Source organism: Lysinibacillus alkalisoli (assembly GCF_014643595.1).
Lineage (GTDB): Bacteria > Bacillota > Bacilli > Bacillales_A > Planococcaceae > Metalysinibacillus > Metalysinibacillus alkalisoli.
The window spans coordinates 98,213-122,642 of record NZ_BMJT01000003.1 but is presented as its reverse complement, the minus strand read 5'-3'; the positions used below and the strand labels follow the sequence as shown (position 1 = coordinate 122,642).

The 24,430-nt window shown below is 38.4% G+C and carries 28 protein-coding genes; all 28 read right to left on the bottom strand.

The annotated features are described in order from the left end of the window. Window positions 1–41: 41 nt before the first annotated feature. The gene (locus tag IEW44_RS05030; protein WP_188613949.1) at window positions 42–338 is read right to left on the bottom strand and encodes a YpoC family protein; all 297 of its coding nucleotides are present in this window, start codon (window positions 336–338) and stop codon (window positions 42–44) included. Continuing rightward, window positions 335–991 carry an endonuclease III gene (gene nth, locus IEW44_RS05025; protein ID WP_188613948.1) on the bottom strand — a complete coding sequence of 219 codons (657 nt, stop codon included), beginning with the start codon at window positions 989–991 and terminating at the stop codon, window positions 335–337. The genes IEW44_RS05030 and nth overlap by 4 nt, the downstream gene beginning before the upstream one ends. Window positions 992–1,002: 11 nt before the next feature. Continuing rightward, the gene (locus IEW44_RS05020) at window positions 1,003–1,716 is read right to left on the bottom strand and encodes a DnaD domain-containing protein (protein ID WP_188613947.1); all 714 of its coding nucleotides are present in this window, start codon (window positions 1,714–1,716) and stop codon (window positions 1,003–1,005) included. A 69-nt stretch (window positions 1,717–1,785) separates the two neighbouring features. Further along, entirely contained in the window at window positions 1,786–3,081 is a 1,296-nt protein-coding gene (asnS, locus tag IEW44_RS05015; RefSeq protein WP_188613946.1) for an asparagine--tRNA ligase, read from the bottom strand. Window positions 3,082–3,106: 25 nt separating this feature from the next. Beyond that, window positions 3,107–4,300, bottom strand: coding sequence for a pyridoxal phosphate-dependent aminotransferase (locus IEW44_RS05010; protein WP_188613945.1), 1,194 nt, complete (start codon window positions 4,298–4,300; stop codon window positions 3,107–3,109). 15 nt (window positions 4,301–4,315) lie between these two features. After that, window positions 4,316–4,798 (bottom strand): cell wall elongation regulator TseB-like domain-containing protein, encoded by a 483-nt coding sequence (locus tag IEW44_RS05005; RefSeq protein ID WP_188613944.1) that lies wholly within the window; start codon window positions 4,796–4,798, stop codon window positions 4,316–4,318. 29 nt (window positions 4,799–4,827) lie between these two features. Next, complete coding sequence (gene dinG / locus IEW44_RS05000; protein ID WP_188613943.1) at window positions 4,828–7,590, bottom strand: ATP-dependent DNA helicase DinG; 2,763 nt, start codon at window positions 7,588–7,590, stop codon at window positions 4,828–4,830. A 48-nt stretch (window positions 7,591–7,638) separates the two neighbouring features. After that, complete coding sequence (locus IEW44_RS04995; RefSeq protein WP_188613942.1) at window positions 7,639–8,019, bottom strand: hypothetical protein; 381 nt, start codon at window positions 8,017–8,019, stop codon at window positions 7,639–7,641. Then, window positions 8,019–9,041 carry a hypothetical protein gene (locus IEW44_RS04990; protein WP_188613941.1) on the bottom strand — a complete coding sequence of 341 codons (1,023 nt, stop codon included), beginning with the start codon at window positions 9,039–9,041 and terminating at the stop codon, window positions 8,019–8,021. The genes IEW44_RS04995 and IEW44_RS04990 overlap by 1 nt, the downstream gene beginning before the upstream one ends. Continuing rightward, entirely contained in the window at window positions 9,038–9,511 is a 474-nt protein-coding gene (locus tag IEW44_RS04985) for an RNA polymerase sigma factor (protein WP_188613940.1), read from the bottom strand. The genes IEW44_RS04990 and IEW44_RS04985 overlap by 4 nt, the downstream gene beginning before the upstream one ends. Before the next feature lie 116 nt (window positions 9,512–9,627). Further along, window positions 9,628–10,011 carry an aspartate 1-decarboxylase gene (gene panD / locus IEW44_RS04980; protein ID WP_188613939.1) on the bottom strand — a complete coding sequence of 128 codons (384 nt, stop codon included), beginning with the start codon at window positions 10,009–10,011 and terminating at the stop codon, window positions 9,628–9,630. Next, complete coding sequence (gene panC / locus IEW44_RS04975; RefSeq protein WP_188613938.1) at window positions 9,996–10,829, bottom strand: pantoate--beta-alanine ligase; 834 nt, start codon at window positions 10,827–10,829, stop codon at window positions 9,996–9,998. The genes panD and panC overlap by 16 nt, the downstream gene beginning before the upstream one ends. Continuing rightward, window positions 10,826–11,665, bottom strand: coding sequence for a 3-methyl-2-oxobutanoate hydroxymethyltransferase (gene panB, locus IEW44_RS04970; protein ID WP_188613937.1), 840 nt, complete (start codon window positions 11,663–11,665; stop codon window positions 10,826–10,828). Before panB ends, panC begins: the two co-directional genes overlap by 4 nt. 206 nt (window positions 11,666–11,871) lie before the next feature. After that, on the bottom strand, window positions 11,872–12,852 hold the full coding sequence (locus tag IEW44_RS04965; RefSeq protein WP_188613936.1) for a biotin--[acetyl-CoA-carboxylase] ligase: 981 nt from the start codon (window positions 12,850–12,852) through the stop codon (window positions 11,872–11,874). Beyond that, complete coding sequence (locus tag IEW44_RS04960) at window positions 12,833–14,005, bottom strand: CCA tRNA nucleotidyltransferase (RefSeq protein ID WP_188613935.1); 1,173 nt, start codon at window positions 14,003–14,005, stop codon at window positions 12,833–12,835. Before IEW44_RS04960 ends, IEW44_RS04965 begins: the two co-directional genes overlap by 20 nt. Beyond that, window positions 13,992–15,134, bottom strand: a complete 1,143-nt coding sequence (bshA, locus tag IEW44_RS04955) for an N-acetyl-alpha-D-glucosaminyl L-malate synthase BshA (protein ID WP_188613934.1) — start codon at window positions 15,132–15,134, stop codon at window positions 13,992–13,994. Before bshA ends, IEW44_RS04960 begins: the two co-directional genes overlap by 14 nt. A 23-nt stretch (window positions 15,135–15,157) precedes the next feature. After that, window positions 15,158–15,550, bottom strand: a complete 393-nt coding sequence (mgsA, locus tag IEW44_RS04950) for a methylglyoxal synthase (RefSeq protein WP_188614201.1) — start codon at window positions 15,548–15,550, stop codon at window positions 15,158–15,160. Window positions 15,551–15,565: 15 nt separating this feature from the next. Beyond that, the gene (dapB, locus tag IEW44_RS04945) at window positions 15,566–16,354 is read right to left on the bottom strand and encodes a 4-hydroxy-tetrahydrodipicolinate reductase (RefSeq protein ID WP_188613933.1); all 789 of its coding nucleotides are present in this window, start codon (window positions 16,352–16,354) and stop codon (window positions 15,566–15,568) included. Further along, window positions 16,351–16,686: a nucleotide pyrophosphohydrolase gene (locus tag IEW44_RS04940; protein WP_373286128.1), complete on the bottom strand. Its 336-nt coding sequence runs from the start codon at window positions 16,684–16,686 to the stop codon at window positions 16,351–16,353. The genes dapB and IEW44_RS04940 overlap by 4 nt, the downstream gene beginning before the upstream one ends. 390 nt (window positions 16,687–17,076) lie before the next feature. Beyond that, window positions 17,077–17,724, bottom strand: coding sequence for a zinc metallopeptidase (locus tag IEW44_RS04935; protein WP_229704178.1), 648 nt, complete (start codon window positions 17,722–17,724; stop codon window positions 17,077–17,079). A gap of 74 nt (window positions 17,725–17,798) precedes the next feature. Beyond that, window positions 17,799–18,410, bottom strand: a complete 612-nt coding sequence (gene lhaT / locus IEW44_RS04930; RefSeq protein WP_188613931.1) for a lipoprotein heptaprenylglyceryl N-acetyltransferase LhaT — start codon at window positions 18,408–18,410, stop codon at window positions 17,799–17,801. 69 nt (window positions 18,411–18,479) lie between these two features. Continuing rightward, a complete protein-coding gene (locus IEW44_RS04925; protein ID WP_188613930.1) occupies window positions 18,480–19,292 on the bottom strand; it encodes a menaquinol-cytochrome c reductase cytochrome b/c subunit in 813 nt (270 codons plus the stop codon). A gap of 48 nt (window positions 19,293–19,340) precedes the next feature. Beyond that, window positions 19,341–20,015: a menaquinol-cytochrome c reductase cytochrome b subunit gene (gene qcrB, locus IEW44_RS04920; protein ID WP_188613929.1), complete on the bottom strand. Its 675-nt coding sequence runs from the start codon at window positions 20,013–20,015 to the stop codon at window positions 19,341–19,343. 21 nt (window positions 20,016–20,036) lie between these two features. Then, window positions 20,037–20,546, bottom strand: a complete 510-nt coding sequence (locus tag IEW44_RS04915; protein ID WP_188613928.1) for a Rieske (2Fe-2S) protein — start codon at window positions 20,544–20,546, stop codon at window positions 20,037–20,039. 152 nt (window positions 20,547–20,698) lie between these two features. Then, window positions 20,699–21,151: a DUF2487 family protein gene (locus IEW44_RS04910; RefSeq protein WP_188613927.1), complete on the bottom strand. Its 453-nt coding sequence runs from the start codon at window positions 21,149–21,151 to the stop codon at window positions 20,699–20,701. A 99-nt stretch (window positions 21,152–21,250) separates the two neighbouring features. Continuing rightward, window positions 21,251–21,766: a ReoY family proteolytic degradation factor gene (locus IEW44_RS04905; RefSeq protein WP_188613926.1), complete on the bottom strand. Its 516-nt coding sequence runs from the start codon at window positions 21,764–21,766 to the stop codon at window positions 21,251–21,253. A gap of 14 nt (window positions 21,767–21,780) precedes the next feature. Further along, entirely contained in the window at window positions 21,781–23,037 is a 1,257-nt protein-coding gene (locus IEW44_RS04900) for a tetratricopeptide repeat protein (RefSeq protein WP_188613925.1), read from the bottom strand. Window positions 23,038–23,132: 95 nt separating this feature from the next. Then, window positions 23,133–24,422, bottom strand: a complete 1,290-nt coding sequence (gene aroA, locus IEW44_RS04895) for a 3-phosphoshikimate 1-carboxyvinyltransferase (RefSeq protein WP_188613924.1) — start codon at window positions 24,420–24,422, stop codon at window positions 23,133–23,135. Window positions 24,423–24,430: the final 8 nt, after the last annotated feature.

The following is a 24,430-nucleotide window of genomic DNA, read 5'->3' as shown; positions in this document are numbered from 1 at the left end:
ACTTCTTACACAATCGTAAACTAATATGATTCGAATTCAAACTACTTTTTTTGTTGAATGCGCAAACGAGCTGCTCTTTTCTTCGTTTCTTTAAATAATTCGTCTAGTTGTCGGTAGCAAGCATACTGAGCCGGCCTTGATTTAACAAAGGTTAGACGCTCTTGTCCATTTGTTGGCATTAAATTTTCATCTGTCACAAAGTTTTCAAAAAGCGCAATTGCCTTCCTCATATGAACAACAACATTTGCATCGCGCTCTTGATGCAGTGTGTGGATCGTTTGTTGCAATTGTTCCCACTCCGCAAACCATTCATTAACAGCTAGTTGGTCAACATTCATTTCACTAGCCCCTTCCTTGCTCGCTTTTGTCCTTCTCTACACAGGTGGAATAAAGGACATGCGCCACAGCCAGGATTTTGTGCTTTACAGTGGTAGCGCCCAAAGAAAATGAGTTGATGATGCGTTTTAGACCACTCGTCAATAGGTGTTTTTTTCATCAATGTTTCTTCTACCTGCATGACGCTGTCTTTCCAGCGACACATACCTAAACGTTTTGAGACGCGCTCCACATGTGTATCCACGGCTAAAGCAGGTACACCAAAAGCTACCGATAACACCACATTAGCAGTCTTTCTACCTACACCAGGCAAGCTCTCTAGCCCTTCTCTAGTGCTCGGGACTTCACCATCAAAATCATCAAGGATCTTTTGACTAAGTGCCTGAATATTTTTAGCCTTATTGCGGTACAATCCAATCGAACGAATATCTTGTTGTAACTCTTCAATTGGCACTGCTAAATAGTCCTCTGGTGTCTTATATTTTTGAAACAAATCTTTTGTAACGCGATTAACTAATGCATCTGTACATTGTGCTGATAACAATGTAGCAATCGTTAACTCAAAAGGATTATCATGGACAAGTTCACAATGTGCGTTCGGAAACATGCGGTCCATCTCGTCTCTACAGGTTTGCCATTGCTTTAATGTTAACAAAATTCACCCTCCTACTCTCTCTCCTCCAACCAATTGTAAAATGGTTCTTCATCGTCTGTTAATGGTTTTAACTCTACTTCAGCAGGTGGCATTGTATGCTGTCTAAATTGAGCAGCTTCTTGTCTTACACCTTGTATAGAAGTTAGCTTTTTACTTGACCAATTACGCAAAATAGCATCAATATAGTTAAAGCTTAGTTTACTTGCTAACACAGCCTCTCTTAAAGCCTCTTTTACAAGCTCTGGCGAGAACTGGTCTTCTTGTAGCCATTTTGTAATCTTTTCAATTTCTAGCGGTGAAAATGTACGACCAAACTCATCTTCAAATGCTTGGAATAATAATCCTGCTTCATTTTGTTGCGCTTGCTCTACAATATTAAAGGTTTCTAACTGCATTTGACTCGTTAAACGCTCCCATAAAGGATATAACGAAAAACTCTCATATAAAATCCCGCTATCATCTTTTGTTTGCACAATTTCTAGCATACCTTTTTGCATTAATCGTTGTAATAATGTGGAAATATGATTAGTGGACAATGTAGAGCGTAATGTTAACTCTTGTGGTGTTGGAAAACTATTGCCCTCTGTTTGAAAAGCAATCAAATGCATAATTATTAATGCTTCCTCATCATCTAATTTTAATGCTTTATAGTGTTGAAACAATAATTGTGGGATCAGTACTTGACGCTGCTCCAACCAAATACGAAATGTTGTTTCATTTGTCATAATATCTACTCCTTTAATAACAAAAGGATGCTAAAAGCTAACGCCTTTAGACACCCTTTTATGATGCGTTTATGGATATAGACGATTTAACAAACGTGGGAATGGAATACATTCACGTACGTGTTCTGCACCACTAATCCATGCTACTGTACGCTCTAAACCAAGCCCGAAACCAGAATGTGGTACGGAACCTTGCTTGCGCAAATCTAAATACCAAGCGTATGCTTCTTCATCTAATTTATGTTCTGCTAATCGTTGTTTTAATAAATCATAATCATGAATACGTTCTGAGCCACCGATAATCTCGCCATAACCTTCTGGCGCAATTAAATCGGCACATAATACAACATCATCACGGTCTGGATGTGGTTGCATATAAAATGGTTTGATACCTACAGGATAACATGTAATGAACACAGGCATATCATAATGTTCCGCTATCGCAGTTTCATGTGGCGCACCAAAGTCATCGCCCCATGTAATATCATCAAAGCCCTTTTCATGTAAAAATTCAATAGCTTCATCATAGGAAATACGTGGGAATGGTGCTTTAATCTTTTCAAGCTTTGTTAAGTCACGCCCTAAACGCTCTAACTCCACTTGACAATTCGCTAGTACAGCTTGTACTAAATAAGCTACGTACTCCTCTTGTACTTTTAAACTCTCATCATGCTCGATAAACGCCATTTCTGGTTCAATCATCCAAAACTCGATTAAATGACGACGTGTTTTAGACTTCTCTGCACGGAATGTTGGGCCGAATGAAAATACTTTACCTAGTGCCATCGCCGCTGCTTCCATATATAATTGACCAGATTGTGATAAATAAGCATCTTCATCAAAGTATTTAGTATGGAATAACTCCGATGTACCTTCTGGTGCAGAGCCTGTTAAAATGGGTGGGTCTACTTTAACAAAGTGACGTTCATTAAAGAAATTATATGTCGCACGGATGATTTCGTTACGGATTTTCATAATGGCATGCTGTTTACGTGAGCGCAACCATAAATGACGATTGTCCATTAAGAACTCTGTCCCATGCTCCTTTGGTGTGATTGGAAAATCTTCAGCCGCATGAATAACTTCAATTTCTTTCACTTGTAATTCACAGCCAAAAGTTGAACGCTCATCTTTAGTAATCTCACCAACGACATACATAGATGTTTCTTGCGTTAATCCTTTTGCTTTGGCAAATAACGCTTCGCCCGCTTCTGCTTTGACTACAATACCTTGTACAAAGCCTGAGCCATCACGCAATTGTAAAAATGCAATTTTACCACTAGAACGCTTATTGGCGAGCCAAGCACCAATTTTAACTGTTTCGCCAATATGCTTAGGCATATCTTGAATCATAATTTTTTCCATGTTGTCCTCCTAAGTTGCTCGTTAATTAATTTTGCCATTTTGCTTTGACAAATTCGTCCATTCTACGCACTGCCTCTTCTAACAACTCAAGAGACGTTGCATAAGATAAACGAATCGTATTTGGTGCACCAAAGCCTGAGCCTGGAATTACAGCTACTTTAGCTTCTGTTAATAATGCACTCACAAAGGCATCTACGGACTCATAACCTGTATGTTTTGCTGCTTCAGCTACATCTGGTAATAAATAAAAAGCACCTTGTGGCTGTAATACGCTAAAGCCTGGTATAGCAGCTACTTTAGGGAAAATAGTAGCTAAACGTCCTTCGAAAGCTTGACGCATATGTTCTACAGCATCTTGTGAACCATTATATGCCTCAACGGCTGCATATTGTGCTGTAGTTGTTGCATTTGATGTTGAATGAGAAGCTAAGTCCGTCATGGCTTTAATAATAGCGGCATCGCCTGCTGCATATCCAATGCGCCATCCTGTCATAGAGTGTGATTTAGCTACACCATTTACTACGATAGTTCTTGCTTTCACTTCTTGTGATACTTGCGCAATCGAATGATGCGTAATGCCGCCATACACTAATTTCTCGTATATTTCATCAGAAACAATTAAAATGTCTTTTTCAACAGCTACTGCTGCGAGTGCTGCTAATTCTTGTTGATTGTAAATCATACCTGAAGGGTTACTTGGCGAGTTAATAATGACTGCTTTTGTATTGTCTGTAATCGCTTCACGTAATTGTTCAGGTGTAATTTTATATTGTTGCTCAGCTGTACCTTCTACGTAAACCGGTACACCACCAGCTAATTTAACTTGTTCAGGATACGATACCCAATATGGAATGGGAATAATTACTTCGTCACCCTTATTTAAAATGACTTGAAATAACGTATATAGCACATGCTTTGCCCCAACGCCTACCATTACTTCTCCTGGTGTATAGGCTAAATTATTATCGCGCTGTAATTTATTGATAATGGCTTCTTTTAATACGGGCAATCCCCCAGCAGGCGTATATTTTGTAAGACCCTTTTCCATTGAATCAATCGCTGCATCTAAAATATTACGCGGTGTATTAAAATCAGGCTCTCCAGCACCTAAACCAATTACATCAATGCCTTCAGCCTTCATTGCCTTCGCCTTTGCTGTAATCGCTAATGTTGTCGATGGTGTTAATGTTTTGACACGATCTGCTAATAAATTTTTCACAAGTCATCAATCTCCTTATAAATTTAAAATGCGTTTCCACTCTTCGCCGCTTTCAAATAAGTAATACATATAATTGAGCTGATTGTTGGCATCAATATACGTGATTTCCCATACGGCGCCAGGCTCTTCATAACCTAATTTTGTGTGTAGAACTTTTTGCACATTTGCTGTTTCCTGAAGCTGTGTCAATGCTTGGTTTTTTGTAATGCCATCATCATTGTATACTTCTTGTATTGCTGAGGCTTTAAAATTAGAAGGCACAAAAACCGTTTTGCTGTTCCCTTCTTCATCTTTACCTCGCACCGTAATATAACTTAGTTCACTATTGTAAACATAAGCATCTTGCACTTCAGCTATTACTTTCTCTTTTACGGCTAAAGCAACGGCTTGTTTCTCTGTTTTATTAAACGGTGAATTCGCTTTTATTAAGATTGTAAAGCCAATGATTAGCACGACTGATAAACCAAGTGCTAAAACGGTAATCATCCATTTCTTCATAACAGTACCTCATTTTTTATGGAAGAAATTTAATTCTCCTCATCTTTTTTATTATACCAATTTTCCAACTGTAACACCATATCTGTTAAGGATACTTTGTACACCTTTATTTCAGGTAATGCCTTAATAAAAGAGGCCCCGTACGATTTTGTTTCTATCCTACGATCTAGCACAATAAAAGCCCCTTTATCATGTGACGAGCGGATTAAACGACCAAATCCTTGCTTAAATCGCAAAATGGCTTCTGGTAAGGCAAGTTGTTGAAAAGCATTACTACCTGCAGCTGTTAACTTGGCACTGCGCGCTTTGAAAAGAGGGGCATTAGGTGTAGAGAATGGCAAGCGCACAACAATGACAGAGGCCAATGCGTCACCTGGTACATCTACCCCCTCCCAAAAGCTATTTGTGCCAAATAACACAGCATGACTAAATTTCTGGAAGGATTGTAAAATACGCATGCGACTTCCTGACGTCACACCTTGCGCAAATAACATATAGTCTTGTAATAAACCGCTCTCATCAATTAACTCCACTGTTTTCTTTAACATATCTTGAGATGTAAAAAGCACAAAACAACGACCTTTTGTTGCTCTCACTGTTAAAGTAATCGCATGCGCAACATGTTCAATATACGTTTGTTGAGAGACTTTTTGGATATCTGGCATGTCTGATACGATAAAAGTTTGAGCGCCGTTGTAATAACTACTTGGCGCTTGTAATTGATGTAAAGCTACATCATCATCAATACCTAATTGTTCTGTAATAAATGTTTTGTTTTGTGGAACTGTCATCGTGCCTGATGTCCATATTAAAGCTGCTTGTTGACGCAATGGTGCAATTACGTGATTAATCGTGTGGGCTGTTTCAATAGGCTTTTGTATAATGCGCAGACTATTTAATAAACCACGACGGTCTACCTCTAACCAAGTTGTCTGTTGTTTTTGTGGGTGGCTAATGGCATCCCATTGTAACAGTAAATCTTCTATAATTTGTACTGCATAACGCCACTCTGATAACAAATGTTGCTCATATTCCGTTAACTGCACAATCTCATTGCTAAATTGGCTACTAATATCACGTGCTTGGTCAATAAAATGTTGCATGTTCTGTGCGACATTTTGCATAGTAGGCAAGGTGATTTCATCTAAAAACACAAGTTGTTTATCTTCTGTTGTTGACTGCCAATGTGCTTTAACAATGAGCATCAGCTGTTGTAATGTTTGGTCAAAGCTTGTTACCATGCGCTCAAACGCACGTGTTGCTTGTGTTATGGTATGTTGTGAAACCCGATGTGTTGTTTCATTCACTTGTACAATGGCTGAGAATAATCGCTCATCTTCTATTGTACCGATTTGCCCGAAATAATATTTCCAATCGGAATAAATTAACATACATGCTTCTTGTTGCATAGCAGATTGTACCATTTGATGCGCCTCATCAAAAATAAAACCATCCACTTGTGAAAATAATCCTCGTTCTCGCTCCGCATCTGCTAGCACCATCGCATGATTTGTTACAATAATTTGAGCTTGTTCGCTTTGAGCAATCGCATAATGATAATAATCAAAAGGTGTTGTACGCTTACTTTCTTGATCTTTACGTAACTTTTCAATAACTAAGTGACCACCACCTGTTACGTTAATTTCATTGACGTCGCCTGTTGTTGTAGTCGTCAGCCAATTAAGAACTTGCATTAATGTTAATGTCTCGTCGTAATTGAGCTTTGGGTAAGCTAATTGGTGTCGCACTTTTTTTAAATCAATGTAATGTCGCTTTCCCTTAAGCACTGCCTTTTGAATAGTGACACCTAGCATTTGTTCTACTTTAGGTAATTCCTCTGTATAAAGCTGGTCTAGCAAATGAGAGGTATACACACTAATCGCTATTTTTTTATGATGTTGTAAAGCATATGTGACCGCTGGAAGTAAATACCCGACCGTCTTACCAATACCAGTAGAAGCTTCAATAACGACTTCTCGTTTTGTTGTTAATGTGGCGTAAATCGTATCCATCATTTCAAACTGGGCTTGACGTTTTTCAAAATGAGGCCAACGACTCTGCATCAATTGTATCTTATCATCATCTGTGTGAGGGTAACTCACCTCTTTGGTAGATGTGTGTTGCATGACTGGCTGACTTAAAGCCAACTCATGATAATATCGTTGTGCTTCAGTGGATATTCTTTGACGTTTCCATGCCAATACTTCAAAAAACAAGCTCGCGATATTCGTTTTCAATTGAAAACTTAATTTATGCATTTGCTCAATTGTATTTAAAGGTAATGTCTGTAATTTGTTAAAACTTGCAATCAATAATTCAGCTGTTGCTTCAGCATCTTCATCCGCTCGGTGCGCTTGTGATAGTGGAATGCGTAATTCTTGTGCTAAGTCTCCCAATTTATAGCTTAAAGCAGTAGGATACAACACTTTAGCCAACTCCACTGTATCAATCTTTTGCCCACGCCATAATGGCAAACCTACACGTTTGAGTTCTGCCTGTAAAAAGGGTAAGTCAAAGTCTGTGTTATGTGCTACAAACACACAATCTTGTAATAAATCATAGATCTTTTGAGCATGTGCTTCAAATGGCTGGGCATCTGCAATATCCACATCTGTAATACCTGTTAAATCTTGAATAAAATGTGGAATGGCACGTTCTGGGTGAATAAATGTGGAATAACGTTGAACAATTTGCCAGTCACGCACAAAAACGACCGCAAATTGTAGCATGCGGTCGCCATTTTTTGAGGAATGCCCTGTCGTTTCAATATCGACTACAGCATAAGTTTTCATTGTACTTCAACTCACAGTTCACTAAATGTTTTGCTTTATTTTAACATACTATTTCGCTACAGGTGAGGTGTAAAAGAAGAGAACAAAATAAACTGACAATAAAACAACTTTTTCAACATAGACAAAGTGCCATCCCATAAATGCTAACAATAAAGCAATCGCAAGTGCAATATTTACTATCATAAAGCTTTTACGCACTTGTTCTATATCTCGAATGACAACAAATAAGGCCATGGCAACGATAATAATCACATATATTTGTGTCGTCAACAAACTTGTAAGTACCAGCATTCCTAACATCACATAAGCAAATACTTTACGTTTTATCTTAATAAACTCGTACACCATATATAAACTAAAAAGGAGTGTGGTAATCCATGGGCTAACGATCAGTTGTGTCAAAACGATTCCGATGTAATAACGCATCATTACGCGCTCACTCCTTGTAATAATTTTTTAATAGCTTCTTCATATTTTTGTTGTTTTAACATAGGGTGCTCATCCAAATATACGATTTCATAATGGTTATTAGTTGTCTTAATTAGAGGTAGCGTAGGTTGCTGTAGATGCACCTCTGGCTGTTGCACCAAGTTTACCTCTATCACACTTCCCTTTTCGAGCGTAATTGGTAATTGTTCGGCTGTTATAGTACTACCTTCTACTTGTAAATGAGAAATGGCTACAGCTTCACCAGGAATGAATGCTGTAATTGTCGTAGCTTCTGCCAACGTATAATGTTGATCTTCTGTAGGGTGTTTTATTAGCCCTTCAGTAGACGAAGGAAACTCATACATAATGGTTAATGGTACTTGTGTTGTTTTCCCACTATGCCATTCTACAGCTAATGTATTCACTGCACGGTTAATGCTGATTTTTTCATCTCTTTGCCATATGGCTTTTTGTATCTCACTTTGTCGAAATGCTTCGTACGTAAAGGTAAAGACAAAGTCTTGTTTTGTTAATGTTTGATGACCAATATGGATAGCCTTAATGCGCTTTACATTAGCCTCACCTAATGCTTGCGCTACTTTTAGCTCCACTTTCGTGTTGTTGGCTTCTTTACCATCATTTGTCGTATAAATTACCTTAGCATGTAAAGGTAAAGGAGAGGCAGGGCGATAGGGCATGCTAAAGAGATAAAGGGCTACAGCAAGTAAAATGAGAGGCACTGTAAACCATTGAAAGGCATGACCTAATATATGATAGAGAATAATGCCACTCGCTAGTATAATAATCACAAGGATGATTGGTATGTTAGAGATTTCTGAATAAGCGGTTACTTGTTTTATACGCGTTGTTGCTATTAAGAGAAATAAAGCAGCTACAATCCCAACAAAACGCAATGGGCGAAATTTTTGACGTTGTTCTTCTTGTTTAGCTTTTGCTATGCCTTTTTTAGTTTGTTGACTTAATGATTTTGGGATATGTATACGATTCCATTCTTTCTTCATCGTTCTCCCTCCTCTAACTGTTGCTTGAGCTTGCGTAAGCTACGATAATAAATAGTTTTAACCGTATTTTCGTTACTATTCAAACAATGCGCCGTTTGTTGGAATGTATAATCATAAAAAATACGCAATATAATGACATCTTTTTCTTTTGGTGTTAATTTTTCCATTACATCTGCTAATTCAATTGAAGACACATCATCAAGTATTGGGGTTTCTATAATTTGCTCTGTTGCTACGTAACATCCATTTTTACGTAAAGCATCATGAGCACAATTCATTGTAATTCTTGTTGCCCATGTTTTGAAATACTTAGGTTGCTCTAGTTGATGCCTGTATTTATAAGCCCTATATGCTACTTCTTGCATCACATCTAATGTATCCGCTTCATTTTTCATATAAATATAAGCGACACGGTACAAATCATTTTCAATAGCTTTATATTGTTGGATAAAATCTTGCTCTTTAAACACGAATACACCACCTCTTCCACTATTAGACTGCCCACTCCCTCTTAATAGTTTGCTAAATTGGTAAATAGTAAAATTTCACAAAAAAAGATGTGCCCTATTTTAGGCACATCCTCTTATTATCCTATTGTGAGTGGCGGTTCATAGTTAATCATTTCTTTAATGGTATTGTCTGCATTCATAACAGCGACTTTAGGTTGTAGTTGCTTAGCTTCTTCTGTTGTCATTTGACCATAAGCAATAATAATAATAATATCACTTGGTTGTACAAGTCTTGCTGCTGCACCATTAACACAAATGACACCACTGCCTCGCGCTCCAGCAATCGTATACGTTTCAAATCTAGCCCCGTTATTATTATTAACAACAGCAACTAATTCATTTGGCAAAATACCTACAGCTTCTAAAAGTGCGATATCAATCGTAATAGAGCCAACATAATTTAAGTTTGCTTCTGTTACACTCGCTCGATGAATCTTTGCATGCATCATTGTGCGCAACATGCTGTCACCTCCCAAATCACATTGTCAATCAACCTCGTTGTTCCGATATATACCGCTGCAGCTAGAATAAATGCTGTTGTTTCAGCTGTTGGCTTCGTTAAATCTGGATAGCTGAGTTTTGTTAAATAATCCACTTTACCTGTTGTTACTTTTTCAATATGGGCAATTCCTTCAGCAATTGTCCATACCTCATTTTGTATTTGTTGCAATGTTGCATAAATAACAGGAGCTTGTTGTCTTTCTATTGGTGTTAAATACACATTACGCGATGACTTGGCTAGTCCGTCCGCTTCTCGAATAATCGGCACAGAACGAATAATAACAGGGAAATTATAATCTCTCACCAAGGCTTCAATAATGGCTAATTGTTGCGCATCCTTTTGTCCAAAGTAAGCATGGGTAGGCTCAATAATATGCAATAACTTGGTGACAATTTGCACCACCCCGTCAAAATGATTTGGTCGTGAAGCGCCGCACAATGTTTGTGCCATCTCACCTACATGCAAGTGTAAACTAGAAGTACGTGGGTACATCTCTGTCACACTTGGTGCAAAGATATAATCTACACCCGCTTCGGTAGCTAACATTACATCCCTGTCGAAATCTCTTGGGTAGCTTTCAAAGTCTTCGTTAGGCCCAAACTGTGTTGGGTTAACAAAAATACTCATGACGACAATATCATTTTCTTTTTTAGCTTGTGTAACTAATGCTACATGCCCTTCATGTAAGTAGCCCATTGTAGGTACTAACCCTATCGTCTGATGATGATGTTTGTTAATAACCGCTTTCATATCCCCAATTGTTGTAATAACCTTCATGCCTTTGTGCCTCCATAAAGTGCTTGTAAAGTTTCTTCTTTCATAGAAAAGCTATGGCGCAATGTGGGGAATTGTTGCGTGCGTACCTGTGCTACATACTCATTAATGCCCTTTAACATAATCGGCTCAACCTGTGCATATTGCGCTACAAACTTCGGTACATGATGGTTGCCATAGCCTAGTACATCATGATAAACGAGAACTTGACCATCGACATCCTTACCCGCACCAATGCCAATGACAGGAATCGTAACAGAATCTGTTACCATTTTCGCTAATTGATGGGGTACACACTCCAGTACAATAGCTATCACTCCTGCTTTCTCACAGGCTTTAGCATCTTTTAGCAATTGCTCAGCTGCCTGTGCTGAGCGCCCTTGTACTTTATAGCCACCTTGCACTTGCGCTGATTGGGGCAGCAATCCTAAATGCGCTACACAAGGTATGCCTGCCGAAGTTAAATGAGCCATCGTATCAATGACAGTGCCAGCACCTTCAAGCTTCAACGCGTTAGCAAATGTGGTTTGCATCATATGGGCTGCTGTTTGCATTGTTGTTTGTAAGTTACCATGATAAGAGGCAAATGGCATATCTACTACAATAAAGCGATTCGGTGCTCCACGCTTTACTGCCTTCGCATGATGTATCATATCTTGTACAGTTACTGGTACTGTTGAGTCGTAACCTAATACGACCATACCTAAAGAATCGCCTACTAAAATCATGTCTACATTCGCTTCTTCTGCTTGGCGAGCAGAGGGATAATCATAAGCTGTTAGCATCACGATTTTTTCTCCTGTTTGTTTCATAGTAATGAAATCTTGTGTTGTTTTCATTATGTTCCTCCTCCATTAAGGGAAGAAAACAAAAAACCTTCTGCGTAAAAATAGACAGAAGGGTAGCGTGTAATCCTATGCGCTGTTTTCTTCCGTCCCTGTCATTTGTATGATCAAGGCAGATTTTTTTATCATAAAAAAGAGTAGGTACTGTTCTCACGATACAGTCCTACTCACACTATAACAAAAGCTACTAACCTTCGCCATTATAAAATTTTAATATCCGCTGTATAAATCTCTTTTACTTCGCCATCATCTTTTTGCACACGTAAAACGCCATCATTCGTAATGCCAATGGCTTCACCTATAAATGTTTCGCGAGCTGTTGTCACTTCTAAACGCTGACCAATAGTGCAGGAGTTTGCTTCCCATAGTTTACGAATTTGATCAAAACCGTCTGTCACATAAAGGGCTGTGTAAATTTCAAGCTTATGTAACAATGTAGCAATTAATTTCGAACGGTCTATATCAATGCCTTCTTCTAACTTGAGTGAGGTTGCAATTGATTGTAACTCTTTAGGGAAATCTGCTTCACTTTGACTCACATTGATTCCTATGCCTATCAATAGAGCTTGGATAACATCTGATTCGGCTTGCATTTCCGTTAAAATACCTGTACATTTCTTACCATTAATTAACACATCATTTGGCCATTTAATTTGTGGCTTTGCTTGTACAAGTAGCTCTTGCAAAGCCTGTACCACTGCAACAGCTGTAACGAGTGTGAATTGTGGTGCACGATGTGGTGGTACGTCAGGGCGTAAAATAACCGTTAACCAAATCCCTTTTTGGCGCGTCGATTCCCAAGGACGCATTAATCGTCCTTTGCCTGCTGTTTGCTCTTCGCTAATAACTACCGTTCCATGCTTAGCGCCGTCTTGAGCTAAACGATGGGCAATATTTTGTGTAGAGTCAACCACATCATAATAATAAATATCTTGCCCAAATTGTTCGGTTTGTAATTCTGCTTTAATTTGAGCTGCTGTCACTGTATTCGGTACCCCTGTTAACACATAACCTTTTTTCTTAATCGTTTCAAAAGAATAGCCCTCTTCTTGTAAAGTTTTCATATGTTTCCAAATTGCTGTACGCGACACATTAAACTCATCTGCTAATTGTTGACCAGAAACCGCTTCTCCGTTAGAAGCAAGTAATTTTTTTACAATTTTATCTTTCATTGATGTCATTGCAATACCATTCCTTTATTTGTTGTTTATCATTTAAGACGTCACCGTAAAGCACTGCTCGCTCAATATCATTTAGCGCCTCTTTTAACCATTTGCCAGGTTTTTTATTGCACCATACTTGTAAATCATAGCCTGTGACAGCTAATGCTTGTCGATTTTTGAGTGGTAAATTACTTTTATTGTTTTTAATCTTATCACTCTCTACTGGAATCTTAAAACGATGGTAAGCAATTTTGGCTGCTCCCAAAAGAACTCGTTCACTATACTGATAATAATCCATCACTGTATAACCATCTGTTATACGCTGGTGCGTAGCTGCCAACACATCTTTAATAAATTGCTTTTCTTTGTTTGAGAAGCGATATGCAGCTAAAATAGACGCTACTTCCGGTTCATTACAATAACAAAAATAAGCCCATCCTAGCTGTGCTTCATCTATTTGAAAGCCACGCCATTGCTCTACAAGCCATTGCCCTGTTAAATAATGGTCTAATGTCGTCTCTTGTAGTAGTTGCACAGCAATACCCATATCTCCAAGCATCGCTTTATCTAACTCCATTTTAATGCGCTCTACTGCAATATGTGTTAAATCATAGGCACAATCTTTTATAGCTTGTTTAGTAATAGGTGCAATAACAAAGCGCAGCTGTGCCGCAAAGCGCACAGCGCGTAGCATGCGTAAAGCATCTTCTGAAAAGCGCGCATGGGCATCACCAACCGCTCGAATAATACCTTTTTTTATATCTTGTTGACCATGAAATAGATCAATAACTTGGTGTTGTCGTGTTAATGCCATCGCATTAATTGTAAAATCTCGTCTTGCTAAATCTTCAGATAAACTGCGCACAAATGTGACTTCATTGGGGCGACGGTGGTCTCGATATTCGCCGTCTGTTCTAAAAGTAGTGACTTCTATAGCACTTAACGGATGAATGACAAGTACCGTACCGTGTTCAATTCCTACATCCACCGTAGCTGTAAATAAGGCTTTCACTTCATACGGAGTGGCACTTGTTGTCACATCCACATCATGCACTTTTTTGCCCAATAAAGTATCCCTAACAGCTCCCCCTACAATATAGGCTTCATGTTGTGCACCTTCTAGCACTTCAATAATGTCATATGCTGCTTGCCATTCCTTACTTTGTTGCATACTTTGCTACCACGTCATAATAGAGTTTTTCATATTCGGCAACGATTTTACTAGAATGAAAATGATCATACACACTGCGCACAGCTGCCTCACAAAAAGCTTCATGCAATGTGTCATCTTGTAGAAGTTGTAAAATGCGATTAGCTGCCAAGGCTGTATCACCTAATGGCACAATATAACCATCTTTACCATCACATATAACTTCCGGAATACCTCCGATATTTGTACCTACACACGGCACACCACACGCCATTGCCTCTAGCAAGACTAAACCAAATGATTCCTTTTCTGACATCAATAACTTAACATCACTAATCGCATATAACTCAACGAGGCTTTCTTGCTTACCTAAAAACAACACATCAGCAGCATAAGGGGATAAACGAACACAATCCATAATGCGTTGCTTTTCAGGACCATCACCAACAAGCAGTAATTTTACAGCCTGATGTTGCCTTACCTTACAAAATGTTGCTACAATATCTTCCACTCGCTTAATTTTCCTAAAGTTTGAAACATGAATTAACACGCGCTCATCGGCTTTTATCCCTAATTGTTGTTTTAAGTCACCTGCATGAATAGGGTGATACTCATGTTCATCAACAAAATTATATACGGTCTCAATCGATTTCTTAGTTTGAATTAAATCGTATGTTTGTTGTTTCAAAGCATGTGACACGCTAGTGACAATGTCAGATTGTTCAATCCCGTATTCAATAGCGCGAGCTAAATTAGAGTCTTGCCCTAAAACAGAAATATCTGTCCCATGTAGTGTGGTAACAATGCCAATAGCTCTCTTACTCATCCCTTTTGCTAAAGCTGCACATACAGCATGTGGGATCGCATAATGCACATGTAACACATCTAACGCCTCATCTTGAATGACGTCTGCCATTTTGCTAGCTAATGCAATATCGTAAGGAGCATATTGAAACACAGCATAATTCGTAACGGTTACTTCATGAAAAAAAATATTAGGGTAAAGCTTATTCAAACGAAAGGGCATGCTTGATGAGATAAAATGTATTTCGTGACCCTTTTCTGCTAAAAGCTTGCCTAATTCTGTTGCAATGACACCTGACCCTCCCACTGTGGGATAGCACGTAATGCCGATTTTTAATTTGCGCATGTAAAAACTCCTTACAACTTATGTTAATGATGTTTACGCCAGTCCACAAAACCAGCTTGTAAACCTTTTAATAAAATTTCAGCTGTGCCCATATTTGTTGCTAACGGTACATGATATACATCACATAACCGCATTAATGCGGAAACATCAGGCTCGTGCGGCTGAGCAGTGAGAGGATCGCGAAAGAAAACTACCATGTCCATCTCATTATTAGCAATTTTTGCTCCAATTTGTTGGTCGCCACCGAGAGGCCCTGATTGAAAACGATGAATTTGTAATGTGGTAGCATTCATAATACGCTTACCTGTTGTACCTGTAGCAAATAGGGTGTGTTTTCGTAATATTTCTTCGTAAGCAATTGTGAATTCGACGAGCTTTTCTTTCTTTTGATCGTGAGCGATTAAGGCAATATTCATCATACAATTCCTCTTTTATAAAATATTTTCTAAGCCATAAACTAATGTCTCTTTTGTCATCACTTGCTCTACACAAAATACAACACCTGACATAAATGAACCACGATTGAAGGAATCATGTCTAAGCGTTAATAATTGCCCATCTCCGCCAAATAGCACTTGTTGATGAGCGACTAAACCAGGTAACCGCACAGAGTGGATACGCATACCGTCAACATTGCCGCCTCTTGCGCCAGCAATGGTTTCATGTTCATCAGGATGCCCTTGCTGTTTTACATCTCTCACTTCTTGCATCATTTGCATCGTTTTAATACCTGTTCCTGATGGTGCATCTAATTTTTGGTCATGATGCATTTCAATCACCTCAACGTCAGGGAAATAGCGCGCAGCCTCTCGTGCAAACTTCATCATCAAAACGGCACCTAACGCAAAATTTGGTGCGATAATACAACCTAAACGCGAGGTCTCTGCTAAAGCAGTTAGCTCTATTAATTGTTCATCTGTGAAACCTGTTGTACCAACCACAGGGCGCACGCCTAATTGTAAGGCTTGCTTTGTGTTGGCATATACCGCTTGTGGGCTCGTTAAATCAATTAAGACATCAGGCTTTGTCTCTGTTACTAATGTTGCCATATCTGTGTAAACAGGCACATCGTATGTAAACAAACCTGTTGCACGTAGAGTAGCCCCAATCTCTTTATAATCTAGTACACTTACTAATGTAATGTCAGGCTGCTTCGTCATCGTATGTACCGCTTCTATTCCCATCTTTCCTCTTGCACCTGCAATTGCTACTTTAATCATACATCTTCGTCCTTTCTTGTCCAACGACTGTGATCTCTTGTATTAAATTTATGTAATACACGTGCAAGTGCCTCGTCTAGTTGTATATTTTGTGCATTAGCAAAACAAATTAAAACAAAGAAAAAATCGCCTAATTCTTCTTCAATACTATTTTCTTCTTCTGTTATTTTCTTTTTTTTCTGTCCATAAACATGCTGTACTTCGCGAGAGAGTTCGCCTAACTCTTCTGTTAGGCGTGCTAGCAATTCAAAAGGGGGGAAATAGCCTTCTTTAAATTGCCCGATATAATCATCTACTTGTTGCTGAAGCTGTTGCATAGTTGGTTTTGTCATGATTCTCACTCCTTACACTATATACTATAGCTTATCAAAGTCATACATTCTTGCCTATACTTGAATTACAAAGTACATATCGTAAACTCCAAACAACGTATCCCTTTTTCTCATATTCGCAACGTGATAAAAGTCACTAGCTAACTCTCTTGATTCGTGATGAACGAAATCCATAACTAACTGCCTCCTAAACTTAAACATTACAAGTCATAATATGTTCTAACATATGACGCGTTTCTCATGCTTGGACAAAATACATAAGGCATTTGTTCCTTTTTATGGCATCATAAGATGAGGGAAGGGATGTTTTTTCGTAAAACCGTTAAAAAAAGAGCATAATGTTAAATCCTACGATTTAGCATCACACCCTTAAAACGTTATTGTATGAAATTAATCATCTGAACGCATACCTGTGAAGATTAGTAATAGACGTGCTAACTCTAACACAGCTACCAATGTTGCTGCTACATATGTCATAGCTGCTGCATTTAACACTTTACGTGCACTACGTTCTTCTTCATTACGAATAATGTTTAATGAAACAATTTGATTCATTGCTCGGTTTGAGGCATCAAACTCAACAGGCAATGTAACAATCTGGAATACTACACCCGCTGCTAATAATACAATACCTAATAACAGCATATTAGATGACGATGCTAAAATACCGATCATAACAAAAATCCAAGAAGCACTTGAAGAAATATTAGCAACAGGCACTAGCTTAGAACGTAATGTTAAGAAACTATAAGCCTCAGCATGTTGAATCGCATGCCCTACTTCATGAGCTGCAACGGCTGTCCCCGCAACACTTGTACCATAAAAGTTATCTTCAGACAATGCTACAGTTTTAGTTGCTGGATTATAGTGGTCAGATAAAAAACCTTGGTTTGGTACAACACGAACATCATACAAACCATTCTCGTCTAATATTTTTCTTGCAACTTCAGCACCTGTCATCCCAGAAGTTGAATGTACTTCTGAAAACTTGCGATATGTGCTTTTTACTTTCATTTGTGCGTACAGGGGCAACAGCATAATAACGATGAAATACACGATGTACAAACCTAATGACAATTTTATTCTCTCCCTCTTCCATTTCTACTTCTATTTTAATGGCTAGGTATCTTTTGGGCAACCAATCTGCGCTTTTTTATACAATATATCGCTATACCAATACAGCCTATAGAAAGCCAAAATGTAAAGTAACCAATATAGGTCATATACTGATTAACAGGACCATAACTTGGCATTTGTTTAAATACATAATCAATAACATCATTATGTAACGTCCAAATAGCAGCGATGATCACATGTCTGTATGTGAAACTATAATAGACCATATAAAGCACGGCTTGAATTGCCATGGCACTGTGAGAGACAACTAACATCCAACCATCAGGTCCAATTAAGCCGACCTCATTTAACAATAAAAAATTCATTACTACTGCCCATATCCCATATTTCACTAACGTAATTAGTGCTAAGGCTTCCATTAGACGCCACTGTTTTCCTAAAAGCCAGCCTACTAACACAAAACAAAAAAATAAACTAGCTGTTGGGCTATCGGGTACAAAAATATAAAAAATAGGTTTTGTGACAGCTAATTGCCCGCCATACCACCAATAGCCATAAACGGTGCCTAACGCATTGACAATAAGTAACAACCATAAAAAGTATCTTGATGTCATAACAAATGTAATTTGTGCTTGTAATCTAGCCATCTCAAAACTCCTCGTATTAAAAAAGATGCTACGTTAAGTTATTCAACTTATCGTAACATCCTCAGAACATTATTTCTCTTCTTTAAGTGCAGCAATAAATTCTGCTACTTGTTTCAACTCTTCATCAGTACCACCGAATGCGCCAGCTGGCATACCGCCACGGCCATCTTTAGCGATTTTTTCAATCTCCTCAGCATCTAAACCTGTGTTAAGAAGCATTGGACCTGAGTTACCTGATAAGTCTGTTGCGTGACATCCAATACATGATGAAGCTGGACCAGTTTCATCCATCCAAATCTCGTATCCTGGTAAATCATTGTGATCTTCAGGATCTACATCTGGTAGTAATCCTAAATCTTTAGGTTGAATTTCACCTTGTGCTTTTGCAGCTTCCCAGTCATGGTACTCAACTGATTCCCATGTTAAATAGAAAATGGCTGCTACTGATAACAACATAAATGCTGTTGGTAACGGACGCTTAGATGGACGACGCTCTGGCGTAGTATCTAAGAATGGCATTAATAGTAAAGCTGTGAAAGCAATACCTGGCATTACAAGCGCACCGATAATGTTATATGCACCGGAAGCATATGAGTACTTTAATAATTGATATACGAATAAGAAATACCAGTCAGGTAATGGAATATAACCTGCGTTTGTTGGGTCAGCTGGACCTTCAAGTGGCGATGGATGCGCTACTGTTAAAATCAAATAACCGATTAAGAAAACTGCCCCTACCATCCATTCTTTAAGTAAGAAGTCTGGCCAAAACGCTTCTGTCTTACCTGGGTATTCGGAATAATCTTTTGGAAGATTTTGCATACGACCAGTCGCTTTAATACGTGAGTCGCCAACGAATTTCATTCCTTTTCCGCGATGCATGGTGTCCCCTCCTTTAAAAATTCAAATGCGATTTATTTTGTCAAGCAATCATAGTGGACCAGAGATACCTTGACGACGAATCATGATAAAGTGTGCTGCTAGCAATGCAAATAATGCTGCTGGCAAGAAGAATACATGAATCGCAAAGAAACGAGTTAACGTTTGAGCACCAATAATTGTCGTGTCACCCGCTAATAGTACTTTAATCATATCACCAATAAATGGAACAGAACCTGCGATTTCTAGACCTACTTTAGTCGCGAATAACGCTTTCATATCCCATGGTAATAAATAACCTGTGAAGCCTAAACCAATCATAACACCAAAAATACCTACACCAACAATCCAGTTTAATTCACGAGGTTTCTTATATGAACCTGTGAAGAATACACGAAGTGTATGTAAGAACATCATTACAATTACTAATGAAGCTCCCCAGTGGTGCATACCACGAACGATTTCGCCGGCAGCTACTTCGTTTTGTAAATAATAAACGGATTTCCAAGCATTCTCAATGTCAGGCACGTAGTACATTGTTAAGAACATACCTGATAAAATTTGAATAACTGTGATGAAGAATGTTAATCCACCAAAACAGTATACGAATGCAGAGAAGTGATGGGCAGGGTTTACGTGTTCTGGTACTTCATGGTCGGCAATATCACGCCAAATCGGTGTAATATCTAGTCGTTCATCGACCCAATCGTAAATTTTGTTTAGCACTGATATCGTACCCCCTTATAATCATTTTTTAACTAGCGTATTTGGAATTATTGGACCTAGATATAAAAGTCCATCTTTTTCCTCTACCTCGTATTGATCTAATGGACCTTGAGGTGGCGTACCTTCAATGTTACCTCCATCTTTCGTGTAACGACCTGCGTGACACGCACAGAAGAATTCATTTTTGTGGCTAGGACTACCTTCCCAACCTACTGTACAACCTAAGTGTTTACAAACTGGTGATAAAGCAATAACTTTGTCGCCTTCTTTATACACCCACGCCATAGCTGAAACTTCAGATTTATACCAAGCATCTACTTGTTCAAATGAGAAGCTAACTTTTACTGGTGTGTCAGTAAGTTCTGCTACTTTTTGCGATGTTGGTAAGAAGTCACCTGCACCTTTATGTTGTAACACAGGATCAATCGCAAAACGTATCATCGGCGTTAGCATACCTGCCGCCATAAATCCACCTACACCCGTTAATGTGTAGTTTAAAAATTGGCGTCTTGAAACTCGATTGTTACTCATCTTTTTCCCCCCTCTACCGTAAAGGTCAGTCCAACGGACATACTTTTAATAAATAGTAATACTAGGACATATCCATGATATATCAATAAAATAGGTAGGTCAATATAGCATTCAATTCATTTGGCAAGTTTGTGAACATTTATTGAATGTATTCAGTTTTGATTTGCCCATTTATCAGTAAATAATGGAATTACTTTTGCTAATTGATCTTCTAAAATTTTTTGCTTCATATTATTGTCCATCGATTCCAATGGAATAGCAGGTAACCAAATCACAGCAAATTGCTCATTTAGTTTATGGATTTCATGTTCACTTGTCATGAAAAATACATGTTTAAAACCTGCAGCAATGATTTTTTCTTGCATCTGAGCTAATTGTGCTGTTTGATCTATACCTGACGCATAGGTCATAGGAGGCAATAATAAAATTCTCCCTCTAAATTGATGCTCAATAAAATTTGTGAGATTCGTAATATAGTCTGCAGCTGAACTAGATTGAATCATTGTTGTCTCTGAAAAGTCAATCGAAATCACTGGCACAATGACCGTGTCGATAAATGTTTTATTTGCTAACACATCACTTACATCCTTTGCATGAAATTGCATAGTTCTTTCCCTCCAACTGAAAAACGCCTATAAAGGCATTTCGATATGTACTAACATACCATAATTTACACCTTCATAGACGTTACATTTATGTGGAATTTAAAGTTGTTGTAGTTTCTCGCTCCAATAATGGAAAGCTGCAGCATCGCCTCGATCAAGTGCTTCGTCAATGGCTGATAAAATATGTTGTTTATTATTGTGCTGTAATAATTCCTCGGCTAGTTTAGACATGCCATAGTCTACTTCTGCTTTTGGCATAAATGGATTGTCTTCTAACACAGCGACATAATGAGGGCTTTTCATAGCATCTTTAAATAATACTTCAACATAAATTTCTTCTTCATGTAAGCGAATATCATGAAAAGCCTTTTCAGCATCTACGACTAATACATCTTCTGTATAATAACGAAATGGCAAGTTAACATCTTCTTCTGTTGTAATAAAAATCCCTTTAGGGCATACTTCGGAATGCTCTACAAAATGAATACGCGCTAACGTTTGATCATCTGTTAATAAATAATTTAAAATCCAAACCGCTTCTCGCAAGGCAAGGTCATGATGCGCTAAAAACCATTCGATGAATGAACGTTTATCTTGTAATGATACAGCTGTCATTGCGTTCTACTCCTTTATTGTTGTAATGACTCCACTAAATGTTGCCAATTTTCAATCGCAGGTTCTTCTTGTGCTAATTTTCTTGCTATAATAAGAGCTTGGTCTCTGTGGCCTTCTTCAATCAAAAAGTACACATATTCAGCTAAAAACGCTACGTCTTCTGCAAAGTCCTGATAAGCTAAATCATACCACTTTGCTGCTTCATCATACAATTCTAACGCTTCTGTAGCTTTAGCCATAAATGGATAGAGAGCTGACCAGTCAAATTGTTCGTTTTCTAATGCCTGATACAGTTGAATGATTGCCTCATAGTTTTCTTCTTTACGATAGAGAGACATAAGTACAATAATTGCCTCCATATATTCGGGGTCTAATGCAATGGCTTCTTGTAAATATTGTATTGCCTCCTGCGCTTTGCCCATCTTTAAAGCAAGTTTCCCTGCATATAAATACAAGGCTTTGTCATACTCATCACGCGTCAAACCTTCTTGAATTGCCTTATAAGCTTGCTCTACCTGTTCTTCCATCTCATAGCTTTGTGCTAATAGCAAATAAGCGGAGAAATAATCGGGGTCTAATGTTTTGAGCTGTTCTAATGTTGTGATGGCATAAGGATATTCTCCAGCTTGAAAGCTTGCATATGCTGCTCCAAACAACACATCTGGCTTTAACTCTTGTTCTAATGCCTGTTTATAATATTGTAATGCAGTTTCATAAGCTGCTCCTGCGCGATACACTTCAGCTAAACGTTCAATGAGTGAGACATCATCCACTTGCACATTATGCGCATGCAAATCCTCATAAATACGCGCAGCTTCTAAAAAACGTCCTGTCTCAAATAATAGTTCTGCCTTAGCGAATTGCAATAATGGTTCATTGGGTAAGATGGTTAATGCCTCATCCATTCGTTTAGCGGCCGCTTCAAATAAGCCTTGCATCTGGTAATAATCTGCTAATGTTAACAGTGCTTGTACATACTCTTCACTCTTTGGGTCGACTTCGAGTAGTAATGATAATGCCTCATCTTCTTGTCCTAATTCCATTAATACAATGGCGCGGTCAATCAACAATTGTGGTTCATCTGGCAATAAAAATTGAAGATGTTGTAATACTTCATCTGCCTCTTGTAAAAAACCTAACTGTGCTAACTGTTCATACAAAGCATACTGTTCCTCTAATGATGCCTCTAATAAAAATTGACTTAATTGTTGGTGTAGTAATTGTAAATTTCCTGTTTCGATTACTTGTAGCATTTGTTCATATGCTGGCATGATTCACCTATTCCTTTCCGTCCACTCACTTGAGTACATTAGATTACCATAAGAAAAGAGTTGGAGCAAAGAAATCCTTCTCACTCCAACTCTCATTATTTCATTAATTGATCGATATGTTCAAAGAAAGCAGGATAACTAATGGCAATACAATCTACATCATCTATTGTCACAGCACCTTCTGTTAATAATGCCGCAATCGCATTCATCATACCAATGCGATGATCGCCGTACGATTGTAATTTTGCACCATGTAACGGTGTGGGCCCTTCAATAATCATACCATCATGAGTCGCTTCAATTGTCGCTCCTAATTTCTTTAACTCATCTACTACTGCTTGTATGCGGTCTGTTTCTTTCACTTTTAACTCTTCCGCATCTTTAATAACTGTCCTGCCCTGTGCTTGTGTAGCAAGTAATGCAATTAAAGGAATCTCATCAATCAACCTTGGAATTAAAGCGCCGTCAATCGTCGTACCTTGTAAAGTTGATGTACTAATATGGATAGAAGCAGTAGGTTCCATTACGGCTTCATCATTGATATGAACTTCAATATTTGCATCCATCGCTCTTAAAACATCAATAATACCATCACGTGTCGGATTAATACCTACGTTCTTTAACACAATCTCACTATTTGGCACAATAGCACCTGCTCCTAAAAAGAAGGCTGCTGAAGAAATATCGCCTGGTACAGTAACATGAGTCGCTGTAAGTTGCTGCTGCCCCTCTAATGTCACGACACCATCTGCCACATCTACCTGTACGCCAAATTGTTGTAACATCCGCTCTGTATGATCCCTTGATACAACTTCTTCTCTCACTATTGTTGTGCCTTGTGCGCGTAAACCTGCTAATAAAATAGCTGATTTTACTTGAGCACTTGCTACTGGCATTTTATAATCAATGCCTTGCAATGTTGTGCCTTGAATGGCTAGTGGTGTATATTGTCCATCTGCTCTCCCTCGAATATCAGCCTTCATGAGTCGAAGAGGCTCTACCACACGCTTCATGGGGCGCTTAGCAATGGAACTATCTCCAGTCATAATGACATGTACATTCGTGCCTGATAAGATACCAAGCATTAAGCGTGTAGTCGTGCCCGAATTCCCTGTATATAACACTTCACTCGGTTCACTCCACCCATCTATACCTGGGCTTTCAATTTTAACATTTGTGCCTTCTACGTGAATCTCTACACCTAGCTTTTTAAAACATGCAATGGTATCTAAACAATCATCACCAAGTAAAAAGCCTTCTACTGTGGTCACACCTTTTGCTATGGAACCTAGCATAATAGAACGGTGAGATACTGATTTATCTCCTGGGATTTGTAACGCACCTTGTAACGCTGGCTGATTATAGTGCAATACTTTTTCTGACATTCAAGCAC